The organism is Ruegeria sp. ABV4_181 (genome assembly GCF_056158465.1).
On the sequence record NZ_JBSWTI010000002.1, the window covers coordinates 2,804,309 to 2,824,037 of the forward strand.

At 60.9% G+C, this 19,729-nt stretch carries 23 protein-coding genes; 8 read left to right on the top strand and 15 right to left on the bottom strand.

Features of this window, described 5'->3' with window-relative positions:
• The first annotated feature begins 226 nt into the window (after window positions 1–226).
• Together ACXAC3_RS13875 and ACXAC3_RS13880 are read left to right on the top strand one after the other, a co-directional pair.
• Window positions 227–475, top strand: a complete 249-nt coding sequence (locus tag ACXAC3_RS13875) for a hypothetical protein (protein WP_475161192.1) — start codon at window positions 227–229, stop codon at window positions 473–475.
• Between the two features lie 41 nt (window positions 476–516).
• Entirely contained in the window at window positions 517–1,161 is a 645-nt protein-coding gene (locus ACXAC3_RS13880; protein WP_475161194.1) for an SDR family NAD(P)-dependent oxidoreductase, read from the top strand.
• Between the two features lie 62 nt (window positions 1,162–1,223).
• On the opposite strand, the gene ACXAC3_RS13885 is transcribed toward ACXAC3_RS13880, so the two are convergent.
• From ACXAC3_RS13885 to ACXAC3_RS13900, 4 genes are all read right to left on the bottom strand, one after another.
• Entirely contained in the window at window positions 1,224–2,066 is an 843-nt protein-coding gene (locus tag ACXAC3_RS13885) for an ATP-binding protein (protein WP_475161195.1), read from the bottom strand.
• Window positions 2,067–2,184: 118 nt separating this feature from the next.
• Window positions 2,185–3,063 carry a twin-arginine translocase subunit TatC gene (tatC, locus tag ACXAC3_RS13890; RefSeq protein WP_475161196.1) on the bottom strand — a complete coding sequence of 293 codons (879 nt, stop codon included), beginning with the start codon at window positions 3,061–3,063 and terminating at the stop codon, window positions 2,185–2,187.
• A complete protein-coding gene (tatB, locus tag ACXAC3_RS13895; RefSeq protein WP_475161198.1) occupies window positions 3,060–3,518 on the bottom strand; it encodes a Sec-independent protein translocase protein TatB in 459 nt (152 codons plus the stop codon). Before tatB ends, tatC begins: the two co-directional genes overlap by 4 nt.
• Window positions 3,519–3,524: 6 nt before the next feature.
• Window positions 3,525–3,740 (bottom strand): twin-arginine translocase TatA/TatE family subunit, encoded by a 216-nt coding sequence (locus ACXAC3_RS13900; RefSeq protein ID WP_475161200.1) that lies wholly within the window; start codon window positions 3,738–3,740, stop codon window positions 3,525–3,527.
• Window positions 3,741–3,959: 219 nt separating this feature from the next.
• On the opposite strand from ACXAC3_RS13900, the gene ACXAC3_RS13905 reads away from it, so the two are divergent.
• Entirely contained in the window at window positions 3,960–4,265 is a 306-nt protein-coding gene (locus tag ACXAC3_RS13905; RefSeq protein WP_475161202.1) for a hypothetical protein, read from the top strand.
• A 21-nt stretch (window positions 4,266–4,286) separates the two neighbouring features.
• Entirely contained in the window at window positions 4,287–4,958 is a 672-nt protein-coding gene (locus ACXAC3_RS13910) for a helix-turn-helix transcriptional regulator (RefSeq protein ID WP_475161204.1), read from the top strand.
• A gap of 64 nt (window positions 4,959–5,022) precedes the next feature.
• Here the strand turns inward: ACXAC3_RS13910 and ACXAC3_RS13915 are convergent, their stop codons facing one another.
• From ACXAC3_RS13915 to ACXAC3_RS13950, 8 genes are all read right to left on the bottom strand, one after another.
• Entirely contained in the window at window positions 5,023–6,192 is a 1,170-nt protein-coding gene (locus ACXAC3_RS13915; RefSeq protein ID WP_475161207.1) for a peptidoglycan DD-metalloendopeptidase family protein, read from the bottom strand.
• 63 nt (window positions 6,193–6,255) lie between these two features.
• Window positions 6,256–6,906, bottom strand: coding sequence for a protein-L-isoaspartate(D-aspartate) O-methyltransferase (locus tag ACXAC3_RS13920; RefSeq protein ID WP_475161210.1), 651 nt, complete (start codon window positions 6,904–6,906; stop codon window positions 6,256–6,258).
• Window positions 6,903–7,685, bottom strand: coding sequence for a 5'/3'-nucleotidase SurE (gene surE / locus ACXAC3_RS13925; protein WP_475161214.1), 783 nt, complete (start codon window positions 7,683–7,685; stop codon window positions 6,903–6,905). Before surE ends, ACXAC3_RS13920 begins: the two co-directional genes overlap by 4 nt.
• Window positions 7,686–7,806: 121 nt before the next feature.
• Window positions 7,807–8,892, bottom strand: coding sequence for an ABC transporter ATP-binding protein (locus tag ACXAC3_RS13930; RefSeq protein ID WP_475161216.1), 1,086 nt, complete (start codon window positions 8,890–8,892; stop codon window positions 7,807–7,809).
• 80 nt (window positions 8,893–8,972) lie between these two features.
• Entirely contained in the window at window positions 8,973–10,019 is a 1,047-nt protein-coding gene (locus ACXAC3_RS13935; RefSeq protein WP_475161219.1) for a methyltransferase domain-containing protein, read from the bottom strand.
• 95 nt (window positions 10,020–10,114) lie between these two features.
• Window positions 10,115–11,236, bottom strand: coding sequence for a hypothetical protein (locus tag ACXAC3_RS13940; protein ID WP_475161220.1), 1,122 nt, complete (start codon window positions 11,234–11,236; stop codon window positions 10,115–10,117).
• A 1-nt stretch (window position 11,237) separates the two neighbouring features.
• Window positions 11,238–12,017: an SDR family oxidoreductase gene (locus tag ACXAC3_RS13945; RefSeq protein ID WP_475163433.1), complete on the bottom strand. Its 780-nt coding sequence runs from the start codon at window positions 12,015–12,017 to the stop codon at window positions 11,238–11,240.
• Window positions 12,018–12,092: 75 nt separating this feature from the next.
• Complete coding sequence (locus tag ACXAC3_RS13950) at window positions 12,093–12,455, bottom strand: nuclear transport factor 2 family protein (RefSeq protein ID WP_475161222.1); 363 nt, start codon at window positions 12,453–12,455, stop codon at window positions 12,093–12,095.
• Window positions 12,456–12,564: 109 nt separating this feature from the next.
• On the opposite strand from ACXAC3_RS13950, the gene ACXAC3_RS13955 reads away from it, so the two are divergent.
• The 3 genes from ACXAC3_RS13955 to ACXAC3_RS13965 all read left to right on the top strand — a co-directional run bounded on the left by ACXAC3_RS13955 (window position 12,565) and on the right by ACXAC3_RS13965 (window position 16,676).
• A complete protein-coding gene (locus tag ACXAC3_RS13955) occupies window positions 12,565–14,172 on the top strand; it encodes a peptide chain release factor 3 (protein ID WP_475161223.1) in 1,608 nt (535 codons plus the stop codon).
• An 18-nt stretch (window positions 14,173–14,190) separates the two neighbouring features.
• Entirely contained in the window at window positions 14,191–15,132 is a 942-nt protein-coding gene (locus ACXAC3_RS13960; protein WP_475161224.1) for a glycosyltransferase family 2 protein, read from the top strand.
• A gap of 185 nt (window positions 15,133–15,317) precedes the next feature.
• Complete coding sequence (locus ACXAC3_RS13965; RefSeq protein WP_475161225.1) at window positions 15,318–16,676, top strand: DEAD/DEAH box helicase; 1,359 nt, start codon at window positions 15,318–15,320, stop codon at window positions 16,674–16,676.
• On the opposite strand, the gene ACXAC3_RS13970 is transcribed toward ACXAC3_RS13965, so the two are convergent.
• From ACXAC3_RS13970 to ACXAC3_RS13980, 3 genes are read right to left on the bottom strand one after another with little or no spacing between them, the layout of a single operon-like run.
• Window positions 16,673–17,575: an EamA family transporter gene (locus ACXAC3_RS13970; RefSeq protein WP_475161228.1), complete on the bottom strand. Its 903-nt coding sequence runs from the start codon at window positions 17,573–17,575 to the stop codon at window positions 16,673–16,675. The two genes, ACXAC3_RS13965 and ACXAC3_RS13970, sit on opposite strands and share 4 nt — an antisense overlap.
• 21 nt (window positions 17,576–17,596) lie before the next feature.
• The gene (locus ACXAC3_RS13975; protein ID WP_475161229.1) at window positions 17,597–18,481 is read right to left on the bottom strand and encodes a fatty acid desaturase; all 885 of its coding nucleotides are present in this window, start codon (window positions 18,479–18,481) and stop codon (window positions 17,597–17,599) included.
• The gene (locus ACXAC3_RS13980; RefSeq protein ID WP_475163436.1) at window positions 18,474–18,677 is read right to left on the bottom strand and encodes a DUF2061 domain-containing protein; all 204 of its coding nucleotides are present in this window, start codon (window positions 18,675–18,677) and stop codon (window positions 18,474–18,476) included. The genes ACXAC3_RS13975 and ACXAC3_RS13980 overlap by 8 nt, the downstream gene beginning before the upstream one ends.
• Before the next feature lie 106 nt (window positions 18,678–18,783).
• On the opposite strand from ACXAC3_RS13980, the gene ACXAC3_RS13985 reads away from it, so the two are divergent.
• Window positions 18,784–19,659, top strand: coding sequence for a helix-turn-helix domain-containing protein (locus ACXAC3_RS13985; RefSeq protein WP_475161231.1), 876 nt, complete (start codon window positions 18,784–18,786; stop codon window positions 19,657–19,659).
• Window positions 19,660–19,729 lie beyond the last annotated feature (70 nt).

Genomic DNA, 19,729 nt, shown 5'->3' on the forward strand with positions numbered 1-19,729 from the left:
ACGCGAAGCGGGCTTTGCGTTAGCCGGTTGTCGCATCCGCTCGGTAAGATTTCGCCCACAACCCCTCGGCGAAGAAAACGTAATCGCAAGGGGTTCGTCGGGGCGCGCCGGATGGCGGGAATTGCGACGCCGGGTCGGGCTTTTACTCTGGACTTTGGTTTGGTAGGCCGCTGACTTCCAACCACTCACAACAAGGGGTCGGGGCGATTTTGCCCGACCGCATTACATGTCAAACGCAACCGTCAAAAGCGCGGCCACGCAGAAGGGCGCGCTGAAGAAGAACTCCGTCTCGGTCCTTGGGGTCTTTGGGCCCAAAGCCGACATGCGCGCGCTGGTGCGGATGTCATCGGGTCGTGTGAAAGAGGTCAAGCTGGGCAGCCGCGTTTCCTCGGGCACAGTGGTAGCGATTGATGCTGAAGGCGTCATACTGCGACAAAGCGGCCAGACCAAGCGGATCGTGATCCCCGGCAGTTAATCTGTCTTGACGCCCTGCGCGCAGGGGTTCAAACCGCTGTCATGACCGATCAGACCAAAATTGCCCTAATCACCGGGGCTTCGCGCGGGCTGGGCGCCGCCCTGGCCGAGGCGCTGGCGCCCGAGTATCACATCGTTGCCGTCGCCCGCACCACCGGCGGGCTGGAAGAACTGGACGACCGCATCAAGGCCAAAGGCGGCGCGGCGACCCTTGCCCCGATGGACATCGCCGACCCGAACGCCATGGCAACCCTGTGCCGAGGCATCCATGACCGCTGGGGCAAGGTGGACCTGTGGATGCACACTGCGGTTCACACTTCGGCCCTGACGCCAGCACATTTCGTCGACTCCAAAGAGTGGACCAAGGCCAGCAACATCAACGCCACCGCCACATCGGTTCTGATCCCCTATATCGCCCCCTTGCTGGGCGAAACCGGGCATGCGGTGTTTTTTGACGACCCCAAGGCGGGCGAAAAATTCTATGGCATCTATGGCGCCACAAAAGCCGCACAGATGGCACTGGCCCGCAGCTGGGCCGCCGAGACGGAACGCACCGGTCCGCGTGTGTCGATTGTCGAACCTGCGCCGATGCCAACCGCCGTACGCGCCCGGTTCCATCCCGGCGAGGACAGGGAAGCGTTGACAAGCACAACGGATGAGGCCGCGCGGATATTGGCGCAGCTGTAAGAAAGGCTCGTGTCGGTCCCGACCAGCGGCGGCGATTATTTTAGCCAGACGAACCGGGCGGATCAGGCGATATGCACGCCGCTGCGCCCAGCCAGATCGACGAAGAACTGCCACGCCACGCGGCCCGACCGTGCGCCGCGCGTGGCCTGCCATTCGATCGCTTCGGCGCGCAGGGTGTCTGCGTCAACAGAAACGCCATAAGCCGTGCAGTACCGGTCGATCATCGCGAGATATTCGTCCTGATCACAGGGGTGGAAACCCAGCCACAGACCGAACCGGTCGGATAGCGAGACCTTTTCCTCGACCGCCTCGGACGGGTTGATGGCGCTGGAGCGTTCGTTTTCGATCATGTCCCGCGGCATCAGATGGCGGCGGTTTGAGGTGGCATAGAACACCACGTTTTCAGGCCGGCCCTCGATGCCACCGTCCAGAACCGCCTTGAGCGATTTGTAATGCTGGTCATCGTGGCTGAACGACAGATCATCACAGAACAGGATGAACCGGTGCGAAGACGCGCGCAGGTGGTTCAGCAGGCGCGCGACCGAGCCCATATCCTCACGCTGAAGCTCAACCAGTTTCAGGTCGGGGTACTCCGTTAACAGCGTGCCGTGGACGGCTTTGACGAGGCTGGACTTACCCATGCCCCGCGCGCCCCAGAGCAGCGCGTTATTGGCCTTGTACCCTTCCGCAAACCGGCGCGTATTGTCGAGCAGCGTGTCGCGCGAGCGGTTGATGCCGACCAGCAGATCCAGATCGACACGGTTGATCCGCGTGACAGGCTCCAGCCGGTCCGGCTCCACATGCCAGACGAAGGCCGGTGCGGCCCCGAAATCGGGCGCGGCCAGAGGTGCCGGTGCCATCCGTTCCAGCGCATCGGCGATACGGTTCAGGGCTTGGTCGTCCATTGGCTCCTCCGGTGGTGTCTTGGCGTTTTCAAACCATGTTCCGCCCGGCGCAACAAGGGTCGCGCACGAAAAAGGCGCGCCGCTTGCGGGCGCGCCTGTTCCTTAGCGTACAGCGGTATTACTTGCCGTCTTCTTCGCGAACGATCTCTTCATCCGCTTCTTCCTCGTCGTCATCATAATAGCCATCAGCGCGCAGTTGTTCTTCGCGCTTCTTCTCGACGCGGGCGACCAGGAAGATCGACACCTCGTAAAGGCCATAGACCACAACGAACAAGATGACTTGCGTGATAACATCGGGCGGGGTGACCAGCGCGGCCAGCACCAGAATGGCGACCACGGCGTATTTGCGAACGCTGCCCAGCCCTTCTGCCGTGACCAGCCCGGCCTTGCCCATCAGGGTCAGCAGAACCGGAAGCTGGAAACACAGGCCAAAGGCCACGATGAACTTGATGGTCAGGTTCAGGTATTCCTGCGCCGAGCCCTGAAACACCACGCTCAGCGGTGCGGCCGTTGTGCCATCGGTCACGGCCTCTCCTTCGGCGCCGAACTGCTGGAAGCCCAGAAAGAAGTCATAGGCCAACGGTGTCACCACATAGAAGGCAAAGCTCGCGCCCAGCAGGAACATGAAGGGCGAGGCCAGCATGAACGGCAGAAACGCGTTCTTTTCCGACCGGTACAGCCCGGGTGCCACAAACCGCCACATCTGCATCCCGATATAGGGGAAGGCCAGAATGAACCCGCCCAGCAGCGAGACCTTGATGGCGACAAAGAACCCTTCCTGCGGTGAAATGAAGATCAGCCCGCAATCTTGCCCGCGCTCGGCCAAAACCTCGCACAATGGGTTAGTCAGGAAGTTGAAAAGCGGCGTGGCAACCGTAAAACAGATGATCATCCCGACCAGAAACGCCACGACACAGTGAATCAGCCGCGTGCGCAGCTCGGCCAGATGCTCGATCAATGGGGCCGAGGTATCTTCGATCTCGTCGGTCTTGGTCATGTCTTGCTTTCGGTTTTCAGCGCGGCTTCGGCCTCTTCGGCCCTGGCCAGCGCTTCCGCGGCTTCCTTGGCCTTGCGTTCGGCAGTGGCCCGGGCACTTGTGGCCTGGATCTTCTTGGCCTGCTCTGCCCGCTCGGCCGCCAGTTTGCCGGTTTCGCTGTCGGGATCGAACTTGGTCGGATCAATGCTCTTGGCCATTTCCTGCGCGGCTTCCTTCACGCCGTCCATGGCGCTGCCGACAGGGTTGGTGGCCGCGTTCAGACCCTTCTTGATCTCGTTCACCCCCGCCTGATCCGCCGCTTCGTTCATCGCGCTTGAGAACTCGCGCGCCATGCCACGGGCCTTGCCGACGAAACGACCGACATTGCGAAACAGCACCGGCAGGTCCTTTGGCCCCACAACGATCAGGGCAACAACGCCGATGACCAGAAGCTCGGTCCAGCCCAGATCAAACATCTGCGCTTAGACCTTGTCTTTGTCGGTCTCGGGCGTGACGTCCTTGGCAACCTCGGCAGCGTCCTGCTCCAGCTCGTCAGCGCCTTCGCGCACGCCTTTCTTGAACGAGGTGATGCCCTTGCCCACTTCGCCCATCAGCGAGCTAATCTTGCCGCGACCGAACAGCACCAGCACCACAACGGCAATCAGCAGAAGGCCGGGAAGGCCAATATTGTTGAGCATGTCTTTTCTCCTCTTACATCGACGCGGTGCGCCGTGAATACGATCTGCGTCCGTGTCTACGCCCGCAGAACCGCGCGCAAAAGTCAGGCAGGCTGGTTTCGCGCCGAAATGTGAACGGATCACGCGATTTTTGCGGGCTGGCTTTTTCCAACTGACAGGTTTATGTCAGTTGGTGAGCGATAATCAGAGGGTATCGAAACCTGGTCTACGGAGATTCAAATGACCCATGTTGCAGAAATCGTCACCTTCACCCTCGCCAACGGCACCACGGCAGAGGAATTCGTAAAGCTCAGCCAGGCGTCAGAGGCGTTTGTGCGGTCAGCCCCCGGATTTGCCCATCGCCAGCTGAGCCAGGGCGAAGATGGCCGCTGGACCGATTATGTCGTCTGGACAGACATGAAAGCAGCCAAGGACGCCGCTGCCCAATTCCCGCAGCAGGAGTTCTGCGCCGGCCTGATGGCCGCCATCAACCCTGAAAGCATCCAGATGCGTCACGAGAATGTGCTATGGAACATGATTGCCTGATGCGGGTCGGGACGGCAGGTCATGCGCCGCACTGACCGCCTGTTCGACATTATCCAGATCCTGCGCGACGGCAAACTGCACCGCGCACAGGATATCGCGGACCGGCTAGAAGTGTCGGTCCGCACCATCTATCGCGACATGGATACGCTGGCCGCCTCGGGTGTCCCGGTCGAGGGTGAGCGCGGCGTGGGCTATATGGTGCGCGAGCAGATCACCCTGCCCCCGCTGAACCTGACCCCGGCAGAGCTTGAAGCGCTGAATCTCGGCATGGCCATTGTGGCCGAAGCCGCCGACCCCGATCTGAAAGCCGCCGCTGAAACGCTTGCCGACAAGATCGACGCCGTGCTGCCGACGCAGGTTGTGGCCGAGGCCGATAGCTGGAAATTCGCCGTCTACCCCTTTGCTGACGCCGCTCGTGGACTGGCGCATATGGCCCCGATCCGCGCCGCCATCAAATCGCGCCAGAAACTGCGCCTGTCCTACCGTCGCATCGATGGCGTTCTGACCGAGCGCACCATCCGCCCGCTGCATATGGAATATTGGGGTCGTGTCTGGACCCTGACGTCATGGTGCGAACTGCGCGAGGGGTTCCGCGTTTTTCGGATCGACCTGATCGAAGCCGTCTCACCCTTGCCGGAAATCTTCGCTGACGAGCCCGGCAAACGGCTCAGCGACTACGACCCCCACGCCTGACCCGCCGCTTCACCTGGCTGAAAATACCTCCGCCGGAGGCATGGCCCGTCAAGGGCCATTTCGGTCACTTGAGATAGGGTTCCGGATCGACGGATTCGAACCCCTTGCGCACCTCGAAATGGACATAGGCATTGTCGCCGCCACGCAAAGACGCGATCTGCTGCCCGCGACGCACTCGGTCGCCCTTTTTGACCGTGATCTTGTCGACATTGGCATAGACCGTCAGCAGGTCGCTGTTGTGCTTGACCACAATGATCGGAACCTGATCGGCGTCGGCGGTGATGGCGGCAACTGTCCCGGCTTCGGCCGCATTGACCGCACTGCCCGGGGCGGCGGCGATGTCGATGCCCTCGTTCTTGCCCTTGTCATAGGTCCGGATGATCGTTCCGGTCACCGGCAGGCCCAGGGGCGAACTGCCCTGATTGGTGGGGGCTTCGGCGGTGACGTCCGGTGCCGGTGTGGCTGGTGCAATCACCTCGTCCGGCAGCGGTTGGGTCGCACTGGGCGGGGTCGGGGTCGGCGACCCCTGGCCCGGCTGTGTCACGTTGCCGGCGGGAACTGCAGCCTGCTGCGGCGCGGGCTGGTTCTTGACCGGGATCAGCAGGAACTGACCTTCCCGAACCGTAAAGTCCGGCCCCAGTCCGTTCCAGTCCGCCAGCGCATCGACCGGCACGTCGTACAGACGCGAGATGGTATAGGCTGTCTCGCCCCGCTTGACCTTGTGCCGGATCGGCTCGGGGCCGGTGGGCGCCGGGGCAGGTGCCGGAGCGGTCGCGGCCGCAGGCTGAGCAGGCTCCAGCGTCGATGTCCGGACCCCGCCATCCGCAGGCGCTTCGTCAATTGCAGTACCGGCGATGGTCGCAATGTCGACACTGCTTGCGGCACCGACCGCGCGGGGCAATGCGATCACCTCGCCGTCGCGCAGTGTGTCCGAGGGTTGCAGGCCGTTGAACCTGGCCAGTTCCCCGGCAGGCAGGCCAACACGGGCCGCCACATCGCTGACCGAGTCCCCCCTGCGCGCAACCGCCACCTGATAGGTCGGATAGGTGATTACACCGCGCACGTCCGGCGACGGCCGGTTGGCGGTCGCGGATTGCACGGCGTCAGCGGTCGAAAACCCGCCAACCTGCCCACGCAGATCATAGTCCAGCGGGCCTTCGCACCCGGCCAGAATTGCCAAAGCTGCCACCCCTGTCGCGCAGCGGCGCATCGCTGATTTGGAAACTGCTCTCATTTTAACTGTCCTCAACACCTGCCCCTGTTCCCCGGGGTTCCGGCGCATTTGCAGAATATTCCTTTACGCCCCGTCTTTTCCAAGCCCTTCCAACAAGGGCACGAAACGGACGGGCAACAATTCGTCATAGTCCAGGCCGGTCTCGGTCCGCCTGACCCGGATCAGGGTCTGAACCGCATCCGACTGTCCCACCGGCAAGACCATGATACCGCCGATTTTAAGCTGCGCCAAGAGCGGCCCGGGCGGGTCCTCGGCGGCGGCGGTCACGATGATCCGGTCGAACGGTGCCTGCTCGGGCAGGCCGAACGACCCGTCCGACAACATCGCGGTGACATTGGTCAGGCCCATCTCGCGGAACAGCTGTCCGGTTTCGCGGACCAGCCGCTTGTGGCGCTCGACCGTATAGACCCGGCGCGCCAGCTTCGACAGGATCGCCGCCTGATAGCCCGAGCCGGTCCCGACCTCCAGAACCGTGTCCCTTGGGCTTACCTCCAGCGCCTGCGTCATCAGACCCACGACCGAAGGTTGGCTGATCGTCTGACCACAGGCAATCGGAAGCGGCGTATCCTCATAGGCGCGTTCCGCGAACAGACCCGTGACAAAGCGCCCCCGGTCGATCTGTTCCATCGCGGCCAGAACGCGCGCGTCCGTCACCCCACGGGATCGCAGGGCAAACAGGAACTGCATTGTGGTTTCGGGGTTCAGTCCGCTCATTCGATTGACTTCAGTGCCTCCAGCGTATCATAGGCCGTCAGGTCGGCCCGCATCGGCGTGACCGAGATATACCCCGCCAGATTCACCGCCGCATCCGTGCCCGGGGCCGTCGGATTGTGCTGATACCCCCCTTTGATCCACAGAAACCGCCGCCCGGAAGGCGAGCTGTGCGGTTCGACCGAAAACCGCGTGTCGCGGCGGTACCCTTGCGGCGCAACCCGCGTGCCCAGCACCTCATCCGCAGGCACGGGCGGGAAATTCACGTTGTAAAACAGGCGGTAATCACCCTGCTCTGCCGGTGTTGCGTCCAGGATCTTCCGCACCAGATCCGCCCCGAAGCGGGTCGCGGTTTCGAACGGGTCCTCCAGACCCAGATTGCGCGGGCCGAAATACTGCGACAGCGCGATGGCCGGAACACCTTGCAACGCAGCCTCCATCGCGCCGCCGATTGTGCCGGAATACAGCGTATTCTCTGCCGAATTGTTACCCCGGTTCACCCCAGACAACACCAGATCGGGCGGCGCATCCTTCATCATGTCGTGCAACCCGGCCAGCACGCAATCGGCCGGCGAGCCTTCGGCGGCAAAGCGACGCTCGCCCAGTTTGGCCACCATCATCGGGTGCGTATAGCTGATGCAATGTCCTACACCCGACTGTTCGAAAGCGGGCGCGACCACCCAGACCTCGCCATCCGGGCCGGCCAGATCGGCGGCAATCGCCTCAAGCGCGATCAGCCCCGGCGCGTTGATGCCGTCATCATTGGTCAGAAGAATACGCATTTGCCCGGTCCACCCCCGCGTTTTGCCCTTGATAGACCCGCCCCCGCGTGGCGGCAAGCGACGGGCGTTCGCAATCTGCGGCTTTCGCGCACCACTTGCTGCTAAACTGTACGTTCAGACCCTAAACCGGGAAAACAAAGCACCGATCCCGGCGAATGGTCAGCCACATGACCCGTCCCGGACTGGGGACGAAGACATTCGGCACCGTGGCCTTCAGGACCGATCCGTCATGATCCATCCGGAATTCGACCAGGCTTTCATTGCCCAGAAACCGCGCCCTTTGTACCACGCCGCGCGCAGCGACCCCGTCGGTGGCCGTCGGCAGCGGCCCCTTGCCGTTGCGGTCAAAGTCCAGGCGAAGGTGCTGCGGCCGGAAAACAATCTCGACATCGGTGCCGTCCGGCACGCCCGGGGCCAGGAATTGCCCAAAGGGCGTATCCGCCAGAGCCCCGTTAACTTGCGCCCGCAACACGTTGACATCACTGAAAAATGCGACTGCCGCTTTGTCAGCCGGCCGGGTGTAGACATTGTATGGCGCGCCCTGCTGAACGATCTTGCCGCGACGCATCAAGGCGATTTCGTCGGCCATGCGCATCGCCTCTTCCGGCTCGTGCGTCACCAGCACAACGGCAGCGTCCTCTTCTTTCAGGATCGCCAGCGTTTCATCCCGGATTCCGTCGCGCAAACGGTTGTCTAGACCCGAAAAAGGCTCGTCCATCAGCATGATGCGCGGACGCGGCGCCAGCGCGCGGGCCAGTGCCACGCGCTGCTGTTCGCCGCCCGACAGGTGATGCGGGAAATTGTCGGCAAACCGCATCAGGTCAACCTTGGTCAGCAGCTCCTCGACGCGGGCGCGTTTCTCGTCCCTGTGACCCTTCAGACCAAAGGCCACGTTGTCGGCGACGCTCAGATGCGGGAACAGGGCAAAGTCCTGAAACATCAGACCGATCTCGCGCCGCTCTGGCGGAACGCGAAAAACCGTGTCGCAGATCAGCTTTCCGTCGACATAGATTTCACCGGAATCCTGCATCTCGACCCCGGCGATCATCCGAAGCGTGGTGGATTTGCCGCAACCCGACGGCCCCAGCAGGCAGGTCACCTGCCCCGCCTGCACTGTCAGCGAGACGTCATCCACGACGACGCGCCCCTCGTACCGGGCGATCAGATTGCGGATTTCCAGACGAGGAGGAGTTGCGTTACCTGTCACCGATGGACCCCGTTGCCTTTCCCGATCAAATTCATCGGGCTTGGGCGGGGATAGCAACCCCGCCCGTCAGGCGCAAGGGATCAGCAACAGCCGCCCGACGCGGCTTGACCATTGGCTTCAAACGGGCTTTCGCCGCCGCAGCCCTCGAAGATTCCATAATGGGTCGAGAAATCGCCGATGAAGTCGAAATGGCGGGCAAAACGTGTGTCTTTCAGCATCATCCAGGTGTTGCCGCAGACCGGAAAGACCTTGCCGGTCTCGATCGCATGGTGATCGTCCAGTTCAAACAGATGCGGGGCGTTGGGGATCGTGCCCTTGTAGATCACCGCCTGTCCATAGTCTTCACAGGCGGGTTCCAGCCCGGGCAATTTGAACAGTCGATAGGTGGCTGAAAGGAAGCCTAGCGGCGCAACGCGCGCCTCCAGCACCGGATTCTCGATGGTCAGCAGCCGGTGCGTGACCCGGCGCGGATCACCGAAACCGGCCTTGCGCGACATTGACAGGAAATCGTTCCAATACAGTGCGCCCGAGAGGCATTCGCCGTACAGCACCTCATCCTCGGCCATCGCCTGCGGAATGCGGCGGTCGGCATAGACGTCCGAGAAATACATCTCTCCGCCCTCTTTCAGCAACCGATTTGCGCCGCACAGAACAGCCTCTTTATCCGTGGCCAGGTTGATGACGCAGTTTGAAACGATGATATCGAAGGACCCCGGTTCCAGATCCAGGTCATCCAGTTTCTCGATATATCCGTGGTGAAATTCGACATTGCTTGCCGAATGCCCGAAGGCCGCGGCGTGAAAATCCTGATGCGCACGCGCCACGTCCAGTTGTTCGGGGGTCATGTCGACCCCGACAACGCGTCCCTTTTCACCGACCATCGCAGACAGGGCGTAGACATCACGCCCGGCACCGCAACCTAGATCGAGAATGCGCATGCCCTCAAGGTCCAGCGGCGCGATCAGCCCGCAGCCATAGTAACGGGTCAGCACATCATCATGAATTTGCGACAGGATTCCTTTGACATGGTCCGGCATGTCATCGGGCGTGCAACAGGCGTTTGTCTGCAAATCCGCGCTGCCCTGAAGCACCTCGCCATAGTAGTTCTGCACCGCTTCATGCTTCATTGCTGCGTTCCCTTTCCTATCTGGCTGCACCGCAGCTAATACAGCCCATCGTCGGGCGCAATCCGGGCGCTGGAAATCTGACGAAAGCGTGAGCGTTACGGATGCTGGCCAAGCAGCTCAAAGTCGGTGCCCGCATGCACCCGACCGTTGACCTGAACTTCAAGCCGGTGCGCGCCGGGAACAAGCCGGAAAGTCGTCGCATCACCCTTCAGCTTGTGCCTTTTGCTCAGGCTCAATGCACCATCTTGCAGGACGGTCTGCTTCAGCTTGTGCACCTTGGCCGAGGTTTTGCCGCCAGGTCTTTGAAAATGAACGATATAGTCAATCAGCACAGGCTGCTTTCCGGATCCTTTAAGCTCGACGTCAAAGTCAAGCGCCTCACCGATCCGCGCCTCACCCTTGACCTGAACCGAAACCGAGATGTCGATGTCGGGATCAAAGCCAAGCATCTTCATCGCCCGGCGATGGCCCGACTTTGCCAATCCCCGCAGCGTATGGGTGGTCATCCAGTCCAGTTCGGCCCGGTCCTGCAATCCGGCGCGGCTCCAGTCCTGCAGCCGGTCCAGCACCAGATCGGGATCCTTCTTGGTGATGTCGTTCAGGTGGTTGGCGACCGACCTCGTAACATAGCGCGTTCCGTCGGCGTGCAGCCGGTCCAGCAATGGCAGAGGGTCGGACAGTTCCAACTCGACCGCCTGCCCCCAAGGCAGGCGCGGCCGCGTGCCTTCGCTGACCAGTCGGCGCACGTGATAGCTGTCATGCGCGCACCAGGCCTCCATCCGCGCCAACACCTGATCCGGATACCGGTTGAGGAACGGGCGAATGGCCCATTCCATTGAGAACCGTTGGGTCAGTTCCTCAAGCACGTCCAACGCCAGATCGGAATGGTTCAGACCCACCGCCACAACCCAGTCACCCAGCGGGGCAAAGATGAAATCGCCAAAATCGTCGTCCGACTTTCTCGGGTCCAGCGGCGGTGGCAGGGCGCGCAACAGGATCGGCGCAATGGCAGGCAAATCTCCGGGCACCGCCTGCTGCAGGCATTCGGCGATCCAGGCCATCCGCTCTTTCAGCTCCAGTTCCGTCAGGCGCGACAGGACCTTGCCCTCAAATGCCGCGGCGTCAAAGGACGGGTCCGCAGCGGCAAAAAGCCCCGCCAGATAGCGGGTCTTTTCGGCGTTAAACAACTGATCTTTCAGAGAAAAATTCTGTGCCATCTTACATCGTCAAATTGGTGCCGCCGCCGTCCAGCAGGATGTTCTGACCGACAATGAACCCGGCATGCTGCGAACACAGGAAGGCGCAGGCTGCGCCGAATTCGGCGCGCGTGCCATAGCGCCGCGCCGGGATTGTGGCCGCGCGCTCGGCCCGGGCTTCGTCCATCGAAATCCCCTTTTGCGCCGCCACGCCACCGTCCAGTGAATCTGCGCGATCCGTTGCGTGAATTCCGGGCAGAAGGTTGTTGATCGTCACCCCATGCGGCGCCACTTGCCGCGAAGTCCCTGCGACATAGCCGGTCAACCCGGTCCGCGCCGCGTTCGACAGACCCAACGCAGGGATCGGCGCCCGCACGGATTGCGAAGTGATATTCACCACCCGGCCCCAGCCCTTGTCCATCATGCCCGGCAGCAGCGCTTTCATGAACGCAATCGGCGTCAGCATGTTGGCGTCCAGCGCCTTGATGAAATCCTCACGATCCCAGTCCAGCCACAGCCCCGGCGGCGGCCCACCGGCATTTGTCACAAGGATATCAACGCCCTGCGCGGCTTCGATCACCTGCGCCTGACCTTCGGCCGTGGTCACATCACAGGCAACGGTCTGCACTTCGACGCTGAATTCCGACCGCAGGCGGGCGGCCTCAGCCTCCAGCGCGTCGCTACCGCGCGCGTTCATCACCAGATCAACACCTGCGGCGGCCAGCGCCTCGGCGCAGCCCAGACCCAGACCTTTGCTGCTGGCGCAGACCAGCGCGCGTTTTCCCTGAATTCCCAGATCCATCTGATCCCCTCCATCTGTTGTTGTCCGCATGTCTAGCACCGGCCAGACGGAGAAGACCAGAATGGCGATGACGGGTTAATAAAAGAACTCCTCGCGCACGATCTTGCCGTTTGCGACGTGGTAGACGCCGACCTCGCGCATATCGAACGCCTCGCCGGTTTCCTTTACCTTGCCCTGCACTTCGAAGATCACGGCAAAGCGGTCATCGCCATGAGGAAACGGATCGCTGACCGATGCGCCGGATACTTCATGCGCGCCTTCCCACCATTCGTGCTTGCCCCGTATGGCGTCCAAACCATGGGTTTCGCGCCCCATGCCTTCCATCTCCATCGCCTCGACCGATACCGCATCGGGCGCGTAAAGCTTGGCCAGGTTTTCCTTGGCCCGGTTCTCCCGGCATCCGGCGACCAGTTCATCTGCAATTTCTCTCAAATTCATCGATCTACTCCACCTTTTGTTCACTATATGTTCTTATTGCCATAGCATGGCAATTCTGAACACCCCCTTTGTCTTGCCTCGGCAGGATTCCCCGCCTATACGCGCGTTCATGCTTGATACCGCCTCGAACCAACCCACCTTGCCGCCCGAGATTGCCCGGCGCCGAACCTTCGCCATCATCTCGCACCCGGATGCGGGCAAGACGACGCTGACTGAAAAGTTCCTGCTGTATGGCGGCGCGATTCAGATGGCCGGTCAGGTGCGCGCCAAGGGTGAGGCGCGGCGGACGCGCTCGGACTTCATGCAGATGGAGAAGGATCGCGGCATTTCTGTCTCCGCCTCGGCAATGTCGTTCGACTATGGTGACTTCCGGTTCAACCTGGTGGACACGCCCGGTCACAGCGATTTTTCGGAAGATACCTATCGCACTCTTACAGCCGTGGACGCGGCTGTGATGGTGATCGACGGCGCGAAAGGTGTGGAAAGCCAGACGCAGAAACTGTTCGAGGTCTGCCGCCTGCGCGATCTGCCGATCCTGACCTTCTGTAACAAAATGGACCGCGAAAGCCGCGATACGTTCGAGATCATTGACGAAATTCAGGAAATGCTGGCCATTGACGTCACGCCCGCCGCGTGGCCGATTGGTGTGGGTCGCGATTTTATTGGTTGCTATGACATGCTGCGCGACCGGCTGGAGCTGATGGACCGCGCCGACCGCAACAAGGTGGCCGAAAGCATTCAGATCAACGGTCTGGACGACCCGAAACTGGCCGAACACGTGCCGGAGCACCTGCTGGAGAAACTGCTGGAAGAGGTCGAGATGGCGCGCGAGCTGTTGCCCGCGCTGGACCCGCAGGCGGTGCTTGAGGGGCATATGACTCCGATCTGGTTCGGCTCGGCGATCAACTCCTTCGGTGTGAAAGAGCTGATGGAAGGGATCGGCGCCTACGGCCCGCAGCCGCAGGTTCAATCGGCGCAACCACGTCAGATCGCGCCGGATGAGAAAAAGGTCGCCGGGTTCGTCTTCAAAGTGCAGGCCAATATGGACCCCAAGCACCGCGACCGCGTGGCCTTTGTCCGCATGGCGTCGGGCCATTTCAAGCGTGGCATGAAGCTGACCCATGTGCGGTCGAAGAAGCCGATGGCAATATCGAACCCGGTGTTGTTCCTCGCCTCCGACCGGGAACTGGCCGAAGAAGCCTGGGCCGGTGACATCATCGGCATCCCCAACCACGGTCAGTTGCGCATCGGCGATACACTGACCGAGGGCGAGGCGCTGCGCGTGACCGGCATCCCCTCTTTCGCGCCGGAACTGCTGCAAGGCGTCCGGGCGGGTGATCCGATGAAGGCCAAACATCTGGAAAAAGCGCTGATGCAGTTTGCCGAAGAAGGTGCCGCCAAGGTGTTCAAACCCTCCATCGGATCGGGCTTTATCGTCGGCGTTGTCGGCGCGCTGCAATTCGAAGTGCTCGCCAGCCGGATCGAGATGGAATACGGCCTGCCGGTCCGTTTCGAAGCCTCGCAATTCACATCGGCCCGCTGGGTCAGTGGCGACAAGGTTGAGGTCGACAAGTTCGTCAACGCCAACAAGCAGCACATCGCCCATGACCATGACGGCGACATCGTCTATCTGACACGCCTGCAATGGGATATCGACCGGGTCGTGCGCGACTACCCCGAGTTGAACCTGACGGCGACCAAAGAGATGATGACGTGATTGATCTCAAAGCCGCGAATGGCGGATAGGCCTCCAACCTGGGGCATCGTTTCGACGGTCCGGGGTTCCGCCCCGGACATCCTGAGTTTTGTGGCCTATCATCTCGATATGGGGGTCGACCGGATTTACATCTATCTGGACGAGCCCAACCCCAAGGCCTTCAACAAACTCAACAAACACCCGAAGGTTGAGGTCCGAAATTGCGACGACGGGTTCTGGGCCAATCGAAAGCGGGAAAAGCCAGAACGGCATCAGGTCCGCCAAACCGCGAATGCCACTTTCACGTATCGCAAGGCAGATGTGGACTGGCTTGCGCATATTGATCTGGACGAATTTCTTTGGACGGAAACCCCAATCGCGGACCTGCTGGCCGAAGTCCCCGACCATATTCCCGGCGTCCGTGTCCGTCCGATTGAAGCGATGGCTGGAAATGCGGACTTGTATAAGGCCCATATTCCAACCGGGAAGGACCGCGACAAGATCGTGCAGTCTCTCTATCCCAACTACGGCGCCTTTGTGCTGGGTGGGTTCTTCAGTCATGTGCAGGGCAAACTGTTTGGGCGCACAGGATTGCCGAAAATAAACTTCCGCATTCACAACATCTTCCAAAGCGGAGAGCTGCTGCCCTGCAAAGTCGAGTTCTCTGACGTCGACCTGTGCCATCGGCACGCCACGGATTGGGAACACTGGTTGAGCCATTATCGGTTCCGCCTTGAGCGCGGATCGTATCAACCCGGCATGTCCCCCAATGTTCCGCGTGAACATGGTGGAATGAACATGAACGAACTGCTCAGCTGGATCGAGGCAGAAGATGGCATGGACGGCCTGCGCGCGTTTTTCGATGAATTAAGCGGGGCGGACCCAAACGTGCATGCGCGCCTCATGGATCTGGGCATGATCCGGCACCGCCCTTTGGAACTGGACCGGAAACTCAGGAAACACTTTCCCGGAAGTGTCTGAATTGTTGCGCAAAATCTCCAGTTCACCGGACCGGGGTCAGGTTAAAGTGTCTTCATTTGACCCCGACCAACGATTTTGTTATGTCCCCGTCCAAGCCGCAATGCGCATAACACCGCATGGCCATCCGGGCCCGGCAAACCTCAGACGCGCGGGCCAGGTCTAGTGTCCGCATGAACCGGACATACATGACAAAATTTAACGAACTGAACCTGAACCCGAAGGTCCTCAAAGCCATTGAGGAAGCCGGATACGAAACCCCTACTCCGATCCAGGAAGGTGCCATCCCGCCTGCGCTTGAAGGCCGCGACGTGCTGGGTATTGCGCAGACCGGCACCGGCAAGACCGCCAGCTTCACGCTGCCGATGATCACGCTGCTGGCGCGCGGTCGCGCGCGGGCGCGCATGCCCCGTTCGCTGGTGCTGTGCCCGACGCGGGAACTGGCCGCGCAGGTGGCTGAAAATTTCGACACCTATGCCAAAAATGTAAAGCTGACCAAGGCGCTGTTGATCGGCGGCGTCAGCTTCAAGGAGCAAGATGCACTGATCGACCGGGGCGTCGACGTGCTGATCGCTACACCGGGCCGTCTGCTCGACCATTTCGAACGTGGCAAGCTGTTGCTGACCGGCGTGCAGATCATGGTGGTGGATGAGGCCGACCGGATGCTGGATATGGGGTTCATCCCGGATATCGAACGCATCTTCTCGTTGACGCCTTTCACCCGCCAGACCCTGTTTTTCTCGGCCACCATGGCGTCCGAGATCGAGCGGATCACCGACACTTTCCTGTCCGCCCCCGCTCGGATCGAGGTTGCGCGTCAGGCCACTGCGTCCGAGACCATCGAACAGGGCGTGGTCATGTTCAAAGGCGGTCGCCGCGACCGTGAGGCCAGCAACAAACGCAATGTTCTGCGCGCGCTGATCGACGCCGAGGGCGAAAAGTGCACCAACGCGATCATCTTCTGCAACCGCAAGACGGATGTGGATATCTGCGCGAAGTCGCTGAAGAAATACGGCTATAACGCAGCCGCCATTCATGGTGATCTGGATCAGTCGCAGCGCATGAAAACGCTGGACGGCTTCCGCGACGGCTCACTGCGCCTGCTGGTCGCCTCGGACGTGGCCGCGCGGGGCCTGGACATTCCCTCTGTCAGCCATGTGTTCAACTTCGACGTTCCCGGCCATGCCGAGGATTACGTTCACCGCATCGGCCGCACCGGTCGCGCGGGACGCGAGGGCAAGGCAATCACGATCTGCTCGGGTCGCGATGAAAAGGCTCTGGATGCGATCGAAAAGCTGATCCAGAAGGAAATTCCGCGGATCGAAAACCCGGTCAAGGACGAGCCCAAGGCCGAGACACCGAGGCCCGAGAAAAAGTCCAGACCGTCGGACAGCAGAAAGAACGAAGGCAAAAAAGGCGACCGCCGCAAGGACAAGGAGTCCAAGGGCCGCGGTCGTCGCGATGACAACGGTCCTGCCGTTGTGGGAATGGGTGATCACCTGCCCAGCTTTATCGCGCTCAGCTTTGATGAGCGCCGAGCGGGCTAAATCGCCAACACCAGCGCCAGAATGGACGCACCAAGCATGGCCATCCCGGCGATCTCTCGCCGGGTGATTGCCTCGCGGAAGAACAGGATCGAGGCCACGAGGCTGAAGATCAGTTCAATCTGCCCCAGCGCCTTGACATAGGCGGCGTTCTGCAACGTGAACGCGAAGAACCAGCAGAACGATCCGCACAGGCTGGTCACACCCACGAAGACACCCGTGCGCCGGGTGTCCCACACCGCGCGCAGCTCGGCCCGATCCCGCCACAACAGCCACACGGCCATGCTGAGGAACTGGAAGGTAACGACCACGGCCAGCGTAACCAATGCGCGAAACCAGGCGTCGCCGTCACCCAGCTCCAGCGACGCGCCGCGATACCCGACCGAGGAAAAGGCGAACAGAACCCCCGAGCCCAGTCCCAGCCGGGATGCGCGGTTGGTCAGATGTTTCCACCAGATCCCGTCGCCTCCGGGATTCTTCGACAACAGCAACACCGCCACCAGTCCCAGTATGATGGCCCCCAAAGCGCCGTTTGATACCTGATCGCCCAGCACCAGAAAGCCGACGATCGCGGTCTGTATGACCTCGGTCTTTTTGAAGGTGATCCCGACGGCAAAGTTGCGTTGCTTGAACAGGGCAACGACGCAGATCGTTGCCAGGATTTGGGTCGTGCCGCCGATGATCGCGTACACCCAGAACCACCCCGTCAGCACTGGCAGGCTGAACCCGGTCAGTTGAAGGGCGATCAGCAGCGCGCATACCGCCAGAGGCATCGAATAGGCAAATCTTGCAAATGTCGCTCCGGCGGCGGTCAACCGCGTGGTACTGAGCGACTTTTGCAGCATGAACCGCACCGTCTGGAACGAGGCGGCGGCAATGGTGACGGGAATCCACAAACTCATGCGGTCACTTGTGTCGCCAAATCACCTTTTTGGCCAGAGCGGATGCGCCACCGGGTCCTTGGCCCGCCAGAAATAGGTGCGGAAAATCTGGGCGTAGGAGCGGTAAACATAAGCCTCGTTGGTGGCCAGATACCGATCTTTTCCTGCGCGATAGAGCGCTGGCAACCGATACCACGGTGCCGAGGGATTCATGTGATGAACGACGTGCAGGTTGTTGTTCAGAAACAAAAATGCCAAAGGTCCGCGGTCTTCCACGATGACCGTTCGGGCCCGGGATTTGTCATGCGCGCGATGTTCAAGGAAGGTCCTGATCTTGACCAGCCCCAGCCCGATATACGCCGCGACGACATAGGCCCAGACCGGCATGGCAGACTGCGACACGATCCATAATACCGCGATCACACCGGGCAGATGCAGCGCCCATGCCAGCAGGATATCTCGGTTTCCCCGCAAAGCTCCGCGCAGCTCGGTTCGCAAAAAGAGGACCTGACTTATCGCAGGGCCCAGCAGGATGCGCCCCATCAGCGTGTTGTTCATCGCCAGCAATTGCCGTTGCCAGCCCGGCAGACGATTCCAGACCTTGGGGTCGAAATAGTTTGATTCCGGGTCATCATAGGGGTCGGTCAGGGTTGCATCGCGGTGATGCGCCAGATGCAGGTCCCGAAACCGGTTAAACGGGATAAAAAGTGTCAACGGCAATGCCATCAACGCCTCGTTCAGCCATTGCCGGCGGAACGGGTGCCCGTGCAACACCTCATGCGTCAATGAGGAATGCATGGCCGCGACCAGCCCCATTGCAGGCACCGCCAGCCAGACCGGCAGCGTGAAGATCACTGCCATCCATGCACCGTAACAGGCCAGAATCAGGGCGAACGTGCCCCACTCGGGACCTGCACGCTCAGACATTTCGACCCCACGAGATCCCTGCCCAGATTTGTTCGTAAACGAGGTATAAGGTCAGTCCGATTACTGTATTTGCAACTGCCAGTGTCCCGCCAATCGCAGCGGAACCCGTGGCGATCAGGCCCACCACGGTCATTACGACCAGGCCCATCGCATTCCACAACACCGCTTTCACGACCGATCTGCGCCGTGTCTCCATTCCGTCACCCATATTATTGTTATGTTTTAAGAATTGCGGATTTAGGACGGGTTGAAAATTCTGAATATGATTAACAAAACTCATCATCTGTGATAAAGATCACCATATGCAGGAAAAAATCGACAAACGTGACCGCGCCGCCCAGTTTCGCTTTCGACTTGCCCGCGCGATGGAAGACAGGAATGTCAGCCAAAGCGCGCTGGCGCGACGCGTGGGCGTTGACCGCTCAACCGTATCCCAACTTCTGACCGATGACGGCGCGCGCCTGCCAAATGCCCATGTGGTGGGCAGCTGCGCTTCGGCGCTGGGTGTGTCAGCGGACTGGCTGCTCAGCCTGTCGGATCGCCCGGAAAGCGCCGCCGAATTGCTGGCCAGCTCGCTGACCATGACCGAGGCGCCCCGCGCCCTTGTGGATGAACGCATTTTTGAATGGCATCAGGAGGCCGCAGGATACAAAATCCGTTATGTTCCAGCGACTTTGCCCGACATGTTAAAGACTCGCGCGGTGCTTGAATGGGAATACTCACCCCATCTGGGTCGAACGGCGAACCAGGCCATCGGCGCCTCGGCCGACCGGTTGAAATGGATGCGCGCGGCGCAATCCGACTATGAAATCGCCATGCCGCTTTACGAATTCGACAGCTTTGCCCATGCCACCGGATATTATGAGGGGCTGAGCCTCGACACGCGACTGGAACAGATCGACCACCTGCTGGAGCTTTGCCAGCAGCTTTATCCCCGCCTGCGCATCTATCTTTTCGACGCAAAACGCCTGTATTCCGCCCCGGTGACGATTTTCGGCCCGCTGCTATGCGTATTCTATGCGGGCAGTCACTACATGGCCTTTCGCGACCGGGACAGAATCGAAACATTCACCCGGCATTTCGACCGCCTTGTGCGCGAGGCCGATCTGACTGCGCGGGACTTCACGGACCATCTGCAAATGGTGCGACAAGCAATTTCCGGCCAGTCGCAGAGTTGAGTATGCGCGCCGACCCATCTTGTGCTATCGTCGTCCGGCGCGAACCTTCGGGCGTTCCGATCACAGACGG